Source organism: Gilliamella sp. W8145 (genome assembly GCF_016101145.1).
Lineage (GTDB): Bacteria > Pseudomonadota > Gammaproteobacteria > Enterobacterales > Orbaceae > Gilliamella > Gilliamella apis_A.
The window spans coordinates 1-10401 of sequence record NZ_JACFRC010000007.1 but is presented as its reverse complement, the minus strand read 5'-3'; the positions used below and the strand labels follow the sequence as shown (position 1 = coordinate 10401).

Annotated in this window: 2 protein-coding genes; both read right to left on the bottom strand. The window is 37.2% G+C overall.

All coding sequences use genetic code 11. The features are described from left to right. Positions 1-289 precede the first annotated feature (289 nt). Positions 290-766, bottom strand: a complete 477-nt coding sequence (locus H3T80_RS12075) for a hypothetical protein (protein WP_198201846.1) — start codon at positions 764-766, stop codon at positions 290-292. 3 nt (positions 767-769) lie between these two features. Beyond that, positions 770-10401: hemagglutinin repeat-containing protein (locus tag H3T80_RS12070; RefSeq protein ID WP_198201845.1), on the bottom strand; the 9632-nt coding region annotated here is incomplete at its 5' end.

Here is a 10401-nt window from a genome sequence, read left to right as displayed (position 1 = left end):
TGCGTAATATTCGAGGCTTCATCGTTATGGTCATAAACGGTTGGTTGGCTACTGGTCGGTGAAAAACTGTCATTACTAGTAACAGCTCTAATTGGTGATTATATTTTTTAGATTATGGTTATTTTGGGATGGTTTATTGAAGTGTTTTTGTAAAGATAAATGGAAAGATGCACATTTGATAGCACATCTTTCCATATGACATTTTAAATTTTTCAATTCAAGTTGATAAAACTGCTTTATATTTTATAACTAGCTAAATTATCAAGTTCTGAATAACTTAATTATAATTTTATTCACAGATGATTTCATAAAGTGTATCAGGAGCCCCCTGATTTTTCTCAAAATCATCAAGCAAGACTTCAGATAATTGATTAAATTTTATTCTTTTATAAGAATAAATATAACCAGAATCAGTTAGGGATATTACAAGTTTAGAACACTTTGATTGAATGACCATATCCTTTAATATACTAATTAAAATAAGCAATCTCTCTTTTCCTGATGATGGAAATTTGCTTTGCATTTCAGGTGCATAGTCTAAATAATCCATTAAATAATCAGCTTCCTCTCTCTCAGGATCATCGCTCATTGAAAATATAAAATTAGTTTGATTTTTATTTGGCAAATATTTTTCTGTAAATTGAAATAATTGTTCTATTAATATTTCTTTTAAGCCAATATCGTATTTTTTTGCTATTTCATTCAAGACCATTTTATAGTTAGTACATTGAATTTTTGCCAGATAACCAATAATATAATTATTCATCTATTACTCCTTAATCCATTGACCAACAGCTTTCCCATTTGAGTCAAGCTGCCTATAGTATCTACCAGTTACAAATCCTTTATCATTATATGTAATTTTGTGTTCATGAGGTACAACACGTCCATTTGAGCCTATTCCCATTTGTTTGTGAGGATGAACTTGCCCATAATCTTCTCTTGAAAATGTTCTTCCTTGACTATCATAATAAGTAATACTTCTAGAGCCATCTGCCCTTGATACCTCATAAATGGAATTTGGTGTTGATGTTTGAGGTGCTTTACCAGATGGTACAATTATATGTTCAGTAACAATTTTATTGGTTGCTGGATTAATAATTGGAGTTGGCGACGTATTTTCTGTTTGTCTGCTAGCATTTACCTCTCGTTCTTTATTAACATGCTCTCTAAAGTTAGAAGATTCTCGAGCTTTTCCACTAGCATCAACATTGGCTTCGACATTACCTTTGACCTTATTGGTATTTGGTTGCGTAAAATTTATTATTTTAATTGCGTTAATTATCGAGACAATATTTTTTATTTGTATTTGATTTATTCCGGCCTCTAAAAGATTACTTAAATCACCTTCTGTTATTGCGTCGCTAGTTCCATAAACAAGTCCAAAAAGTGGAATATTATATAAAAGAGCCTTTCTTTGCTCATCCGTTAACGGTTCAAAGTTGGAAGCTAAACCTGCATCTAATGATTTTTGAAAAGTACAATTTGGTTCTCCCATACACTCTTCGTAGATTTGATTCATAGTTTCAAATCTGTCAACCACACCTTGCTGAAAACTGAATCCATTAGTACCATTAGAAACAAAAAAGTTATTCTCAACCGCATTTTTACCCCCGGCGATAGCAGTATTTACATCTTGAGTTTCGCCACCCAAGGCTGCGGTTGCCAGACCAGTGGCAAGCTGGGTTAAGGCACTGATGGTTTGTCTTTCTTCTTGACTTAATTTATCAATATCTTTATCAGGATAGAGTATACCTGCTATTATCTCGGCACCTCGTTCGCTGCCTGCTGCCCCTAAGCCTCCGGCGATAGCCGAATTTCCTTGAAGCTGCGCCACCACTGCCCCCAAGATAGCATGACTGATGGTATTGGCCACATAATCTATTTCTGTTTTTCCTGTTTCCGGATTGTAGTGTTCGGTCGCTTGTTTTATAGCACTCGCAATTTTTGGCGCTAATGCACCTGCTGCTGCACCGGTCATATCACCTGAGATAATGCCATTAATTAAGCTTACCGCCATTTCAACACCTTGACGCATGTCACTACCCATGGCTGACATGCCTTCATTCATGGCTTTGTCATAAGCTTTTTTATAAATTTCTTCTTTCTCTTTATCGCTAAGAATTCCACCATTTCCGTTATTTTCATCTGCTTGCGCTTCTGCTTCCTCAAGCGCTTTTTTCGCTTTGGCTGTGGCTTGTATCTTATCTATATTATTGAGCATCGTCAGCGTTTGACCACCAATCTCACTGACTAACCGTGTTTGGTCAATAATGCTCTGCTCTTTATCTTTGTTAAAGATGTGTTTGAGTTGATGATTTGCATCCTCTGTATCCCGACTTAAGCTATTAATATCTTGCTGTTGACCCTCTTGGTCACGAATAATAAGCGTTCCTTCTGATACCGCTGAGTGAGTGGTTGATTTTTTGTTACCATCATTGTTATAACTACTTGGTGGCGTAGGCATACCGCTGGTGTTAATCCCTGCGCTACTACTACTGACTTTGAAGTCGGCTTTGTTTTCGATATCACTAAAGCTTATTGTGCCGGTATCGAGCCTGTTTTTGCGGGTATCGTCTGCCTCAGAGGCAATCACCGCACCTTTTAAGTCTGTGTTATTACCCACCGTGATATCATATCCACCTTTGCCGGCAAATATGCCCGACTGGTCAGTCACGCTTTTCCATTTGCTGTCCATTTTGGTTGAACTACCCGAAGCATTCACACTGCTGGTACCACCATAGGAAAAGCTTCCACCGACTGACGTCGAACTATTTTTTTGATGGTATTCATCACTATCTTGTTGGGAAGTAATGTTTAAGTCATGTCCGATGTTGGCAACAACAGTATCGCCTTTTACTTGACCTGCACTAATGTTAACGTCATTACCCGATACAATTGTCAGTTTATTACCTGCTTCAACAATACTTTCCGTCCAATCTGTACCGTTACCTTTTTCTCGGGATTTACTTTGACTTGCATTTGCTGATACATTAAATCCATTCTTTTCGCCACCAAAGTTGTAGCCAACACTTACTGAGCCACTACTACTTTTTTCTTTACGATCAGTTTTTTCAGTATTTTCTTGGCCTATTATGTTTATATCATGCTTAGCATTCAGTGTGGTATCATGCCCAGCTTGTATTTGGCTACCGATAATATTAATATCACCACTATCTTTTTCTCCATTACCGGTCGCAATAATTGTAGCATTATGACCGGCTGATATTGATGAGCTAACCACGGTATGTTGTTCTTGATTAACTGTTCGCTTTGTTTTCTCACTGCCAATACTAACATTGATACCAACTGAGGCACTAGGTGTATTGTTTTGTAAATTTGAAGCGGTTTCAAGGGCAGCATTGCCAGCCTGTAAGCCGGCTTTAATATCCATCAATGCTTTAGTTTTGCTATTCGTTTGTTGGCTTGCTTGTTGTCGCGTTTGATTAGCTTGGTAGATATCACTTGCGGTACCTGTTATCGCAACAGTTACCCCCGTTTTTTTGTATTTGTATTCTTCGTTATAGGTGGTTTTGGCATCTAACGCTTCGATATTAACATTTTCACCTTGTAACTTAATATCTTGTTTAGCGATAACGTCACTGCCTTTAATCGCAATATCTTTCCCTGCTTGAATATTGACACTACCATCGGTGCTACCCACCACACTACCGACATAAGTTTGCTCAGTATCAGTTTGTTTTAGGCTCTCTTTTTCTTTGCCTATCGTAAAGCCAATACCACCACTGCCCATTAGCCCCGATTTTTTCTTAATCGTTTGCTCTTTGCGGTAATAGGACTCTTCCGCCGCATCAATCTTAATATCGTTGCCGGCTTTTAAGTTGACGTCATTGGTGCCCACCACTTGGCTGCCGGTCACCGATAGATTGTTACCGGATTTTATCGTTACGCTATTGGCACTTAGTTCACTGCCTTTTTGAGTCGTGTTATCGATAGTTACTTTAGTTTTTTCACTACTACTTTTTAAAAATCCTTTATCTTTGTATTTGTGGAACTCATCCAAATAGGCACTTTCTGTCGATGAACCAATATTAATGTCATGACCCGCTTGTAGTCCTAAATGATTACCCGCTGTAATATCCACCGTTTTGGCTTTAATATCATGACCTGCCACTAGCTGAATATTGTTGGCCGCCATAATTTCAGTGCCGACCACGCCTTTTTCATCTGTTATTCTATAGTCTTTTCTGGCTCGATAATCATATTTCTCTTCAATATCGGCTGTGGTTAATCCAATATCATGCCCGGCCTGTAACCATGTAGTTCCCTCTTTACCGCTGTTAACGATATAACCCGCCTTAGCATGAATATCATGCCCAGCATTAATCACAATATTGCCATTGTTGACTTGAATTGTGCTAGCCTGATCGATATTGGTCAGCAGATTACGAGCGCGGGTTTGTGTGCGGGTGCTTGATAATAAATTAATATCGTTATCGGCGGATAGGTAAACTAATTTGTCACCGACTAATTTGCCATAGTTGATGATGTCATTTTGGGCATCAATTTCAACACGACCACCATAAATTGTCCCTTTATTGGTCACATTATAGCCATCTAATAGGGCATCTTGTTTGGCCGCGATTAATCCGGTGTTATTGAGTTGTTCACCTTTGACAAAAACATTATCACCGGCAATCAACGCCCCATCAGTACCTAATTGCGGGCGGTTTACGATGTAAACTTGGGGCACTAATACCTCGGTTGGTTGACCGTTAACCATAACGTTTTTTTTCACCAACAAGACGATATCGGTAGTTAATGCGCGCATTTGTTCGCTAGTTAACTCAAGTCCGATGGCAATACCAAACTCTTGAGCAAAACTGACCCCGGCATCCATTAATGCCTGATACTGTTCAAAGTCAGATTGATAACCTTGTAAATAACGGTGACCGGTTAAACCAACAATTTGTTGTTGAATAAGTTGTTGTTCATAGTAACCATCTCCTAACCGTTTTAATACTGAATCTGGGTTGGCACTTAGACGATTAATCATATAATCAGAACTTAACCATTTTTTACGATTAGTAAAACGCGGATCGGTTTCAACAATATAATTTTTGTCAGTCTCTTTATTCACTATCCATAAGCTATTATCCGGTAATGTTAAGTCTGGCTCATAAACACTAATGGTTTTCGATGGTGTTATGTCATTGCCGGCTTCTGGTAGTGTCGATTCATCAACGGCAGGGGGATTATTTTCCTGATGAGGTAAATCCTCTTCAATCGTTGTTGTCGGTTTTGGCAGAATCGACGTAATGGTGCCTGACTGATGGTTTGCATCAGTTTTGATATGAGTTCTATCTGATTGATTTGAATTAATGGCAATACTTTGCGCTGAAACCACTTTCGCTTGTTGGCTAAGAGTATCATTGACCGTTTTATTCACTGCAACGGAGTTGTGGCTGTTTTCCACATTAACTTCACTGCGTGGTTGCTCGGTCAGTTTTGTTTTTTCAAATATTTGATGATCGACAATATTTTTATTTAAGGCATTATCAATAAAAATTTCATCGGGTTTAGTGTATTCATGTTCTTTTTTTCTGTAATCATCAGTACGTTTTTTCCAATGCTCAATACGTTTACCAGAATACACATATTTAGCTATTGCTTCTTGTGAATGATTATTAAGTTGATCTACATTGATATTGACGGTTTTACCGGCAATGATTTTACTATCCTGATTATTCAAAGTTTGCCCATGAATAATTACATTACCTGCAGCGGTAATGTTGCCAGGGTCGGTCTCTAATACTGTTGTTTGGTATTTTGTTTTAACAATTTTATAATGGTTAGAGTTTCTATAACTGCCGTCACTTACTTTAATTCTTTCAATAATACCGGTTTCCCGGAACTGTTCAGGAATATCATTCCATTTATAGTAGCACCTTCTTCCTCCTTTCTCACAACCGTATGATATAGGCTCGGGTAATCCATATTGGTAAAAATAAAATACTTGAATACGATAATAAACATCATCTGGTGAGTATTTTTCTAGACTTCCTTCATGTTCAAAATACTCTTCTGTTTCAGGCGGTTCATCACTTTTACGCATTTCAGTGACAATATGGTCATTGATATTGTTAAGTTGATTGGCTGCAATAGATAAATCACCCTGTGCTTCAATGGTGGCCGAGTGATTATTGATTTGCTTGGCCATGCCTGTCACATTCCAGTTTTCATCAAGGCCGCCACCAATAATAAAATTCCCTAAACTGAGTAATTGTGCATGAGTATAATTATTTAAGGTCTCCACACCTAAATGGAAGTTTTGCCGGGCGGCAATCACCGGCGCGAGGTTGTTTTTTGCTAAGTTATTTAACCAGTTGGCATGAATGGCTAAGTTATCGGCATAAATCCGACCACCGGCTAAATTATCAAGTTTATTGGTTCGCATTACGGCTGTGGTTGCATCAATTAAGCCATGGTTGGTCACGTTTTGGTGTTTTAATGAGAGATACTCAGCACTAATTTCAGCGTGTTGTTCATTGGTTAACTGCTGGCTTTCTAAGGAAACTTGTTGACCTGCAGTAATTTTATTTTTATTAACAATATCTTTTTGTGTGCGAATCGCTAAATGCCCATTTGCAGACAATTCACTTTCATTAATAAAACTGTCTTGTAAATTCAGTGATAAATTATTTTGGCTTTTCATGGTGCCATCACCACGATATGCTTTAGTTTTTAAATAGATATCATTGGCCAGTAATTGCCCTTGCGTGTTATCAAAGTCTTGGGCATTGATTATCAGATTTTGATTGGCGGTTAATTTGGCTTGTTGGTTGTTTAAATCATCAATTTCAAGCACGATATTATTGGCCTGGTATTCAGATGCTTGATTATCAAGTGAGTTTGCTTTGATATCTATCAGTCCATTGGTTTTTAATGTCGCCGATTGATTTATCACATTTGCTGATTTTAAAACTATACCCTTATTAGAGAGTAAGTTAGCCTGTGAATTGTCGATATGATGGGTTGATTGAATATCTATCAACCCATTTGCGGTGAACTGTGCTTCACGGTTATCTAAACTCTCAGTGGCTTTTAGTTTGATATCGTTTTCCGATAATATTGTCGCTTGCTGATTATTTTGCTCAGTTGCGTCAATCGTGATATTGCCTTTAGCCTGTAATTCGGCATGTTGATTGTTTAACTGGTCAGTATGAATATTCAAGGCTTTTTCAGCAATCATTTTAGCATGTTGATTATCCATGCTCTGGGTGTCGATTGTTAAATCCCCTTTAGAATAAAGCTGCGCTTGCTGATTATTCAGGTTTTGGCTGGTGATATTAAGCCCTTTTTTACCCGCCAAAAGTAACGCTGATTGATTATTTAACTGATTGGCTTTTACGGTGATTTGTGACTCAGACTGCAAAGCCGCTTTGGTATTATTCAGTGTGTTGGCATGGATCTGAATATCCTTTTCAGCAACAAAAATAGCTTGATTATTATCAATGTTTTGACTGTTAATCGTAATTTCATCCGCTGCTTTAATCACCCCTTCACGGTTAATTAAGTGATTTGCTGCTATGATAACAGATTGGTCACTAAATAGTTTTGCTTGGCTGTTATCAAGTTCATCAGCATCAATGGCTATAGTTTCTTTTGCACTAAGCACGGCATGCTGATTGTCAATTTGCTTAGCATGGATATTGAGTGATTGATGACTGGCTAATTGAGCAGCTGTATTGGCTAACTGCTGCGCATTAATGCTGATGGCTTTTTTAGCTATCCATTTGGCTTTATTATTGTTAAGTGTTATGGCGCTGACGTTGATATCCCCCTCTGCGCCTATTTCACTTTCAGTTGTATCTATCGTGTCAGCGTGTATGGTGATGTCTTGGTCACTGATGAGTGAGGCTTTATCATTCTTTACGGTTTGTGCGGTAATATCAATATTTCCTAAACTGTAAATGTCTGATGCTGAGCTATTAAGTGTGTTGGCATTAAGCTGCATATTTTTTAGTGACGTTAGCTGTGCCTCTTGCATCGACAACGTTTGTTCACCGACAATGTGCATGTTACCTTTACTGGCAATTTTTGCTTTATTAAGCAAAGCATCTTGGCTATTAAGATTGAAATCACCTTCAGTGAGATAATCCGCTTCATCACTGGCTAATGAATCGGTTTGGATATCAATGCCTTGCGTCGCTTTAATTTCACTCTTTTCATTATTAATAATGTTACTTGTAACGTTTATTTTACCACCAGTAAAAAATGTACTATGTTGGTTATCAAGATGCTGAGCATTGATAGCGATAGATTGATTACTGGATAACTGGGCATGAGTATTACTTATCACATTAGCATGAATATCAATGTCATTTTCAGTGATAAGTTTGGTGTTATCATTAAATAATTGATTATTGGCATTAATAGTTATGCCGTCTTTAGTCTGAATCTGCGCTGAGGTATTATCAATATCTGTTGCATTAATAATCAGACGACCATCAGTTAATAATACCGTCTCTTGATTATTAAATTGTGTAGCATCAATATCAATATTTTGTTTGGCTTCAAGGATCGACTTTTGATTATTAAACTGATTTGCAAACAGTGAGATAGTACTTTCACTTAACCAATTTGAATGTTGGTTATTCAGTGTTGTTACGTCTATATGCATACCCGATTTTGCATACATCTTTGATTCTGCAGTATCGGCTTGCTCGGTTTTAATCTTTAATTGTTGATTGGTAACAAGCTGTGCTCGATTAAATGCCACAAAGGCTAATGCATTAATGATTATATCTTTTGCGGACTTAATAATGGCATCATCCGCATGAATATTGGTAGCAGTAATTGCAATTTGGCCATTAGATAGGAGTTCACTTTCGTTTAATTGTTGATGTTGCCCTTTTAATGTAATATCACCTTTCGAACCGACATAGGCCTGATTTAAATCGATTTTATCACTATTAATTTCAATTTGCTGGTCTGAATATAACGTTGCTGATTGGCCATCAAACTGTTCACTGGCCGTTAATTTAAGGGCTTGCTCGGCTTGTAATACGCTATTTTCACTGGCTAATTGTTTGCTATTAATAGTTAATGACTTGCCTGAAATTAAATCGCCATCATTGTTATTTATTGTTAGCGCCCGTATCGCTAATTCACCTTTTGATACAATGAGGCTTGATTGATTATCAAATAAACCTGTTATATTGATGGTGGTGTTATGACCACTTTGCCATTTTGCGTTGATATTTTGTAATTTATCACCAGTAAAGATTAAATCTTGACCACTGACTAAGACGGTATCGTTGTTATTTAAATGCGTAAATAGATAATTAATTGACCCCGTTGCTTTTAATTGACTTGATTGGTTGTCAATATCCTCGGCTTTAACATTGATATCCTTGTCAGCAATCCAACGTGATTGTTTATTCTGTAGTGTTTTAGCAGCAACATCAAGATAACCTAACGCACTGATTTGTGAATGATTTAACACTAAATGATTCGCCTTGAGTGATAACGCATCAGTGGTCAGTAGTTTAAGATATTGTGCATAAAGGTTATTGGCATTGATATGAATTGACTTCTTCGCTTGTAAATCCGCTTGGTTAGCCGATAAATTTTGTGCCTTAATCTTTAGGTCCTGTTCAGTGATAATTTCAAGCTCATCAGCATTGATGTTGCCAGCGGAAACAGTGATAGCATCTTTAGCACTTAACGCGGCTTTTTGCATATCTATATCATCGGCATCAATGGTCAATTTGCCATACGTTAAGATGTTAGCAGCTTGACTTTGCACATGATTTGCCTTCACTGCAACATCTTCTTCAGCAATGAATGTGCCATTGTTATTGGTTAATGTCTCGGTTGATACAACAATCCCTTTTTTGGTTTGCAATGTGGCGTTGGAGGTATCAATTGATACGGTATGATTTAAATTGAGTTGTTGCTCAGTTTGTAAATGTGCTGATTTAATCGAAAGTTGGTCACCAATCAGATTTATCTCATTGGCATACGTTTGGCTATCATCAAGATTAATGGCTTGCTTGGCCTTTAATGATAATTTGTCACCGGCTTTATTTTGACCGTTTAAGGCAATGACATTAGCATCGGCGTTAATATTACCTGATTGCGTCAGTTTACCTTGTGTATCAATACCCGCAATGATAGTACTTTTTTGCTGACTATGGATATTATTGGCACTAAGTTTTATATCTTTTTGTGCAATTAACGTTCCATCATTATTAATGGTTTTACCACTATTAAGTTTAATATTTTGTTTACTGTAAATTTGTTTTTGATTATCAATATTATCTCGGCTACTGATTTGAATATCTTTTGTCGCCTGTATCGCACCGCGGTTAGTAATTTTACCCTCGGCACTAATGCTAATATTGTTGATACTGGCACCTAATTCACCTGCATTAT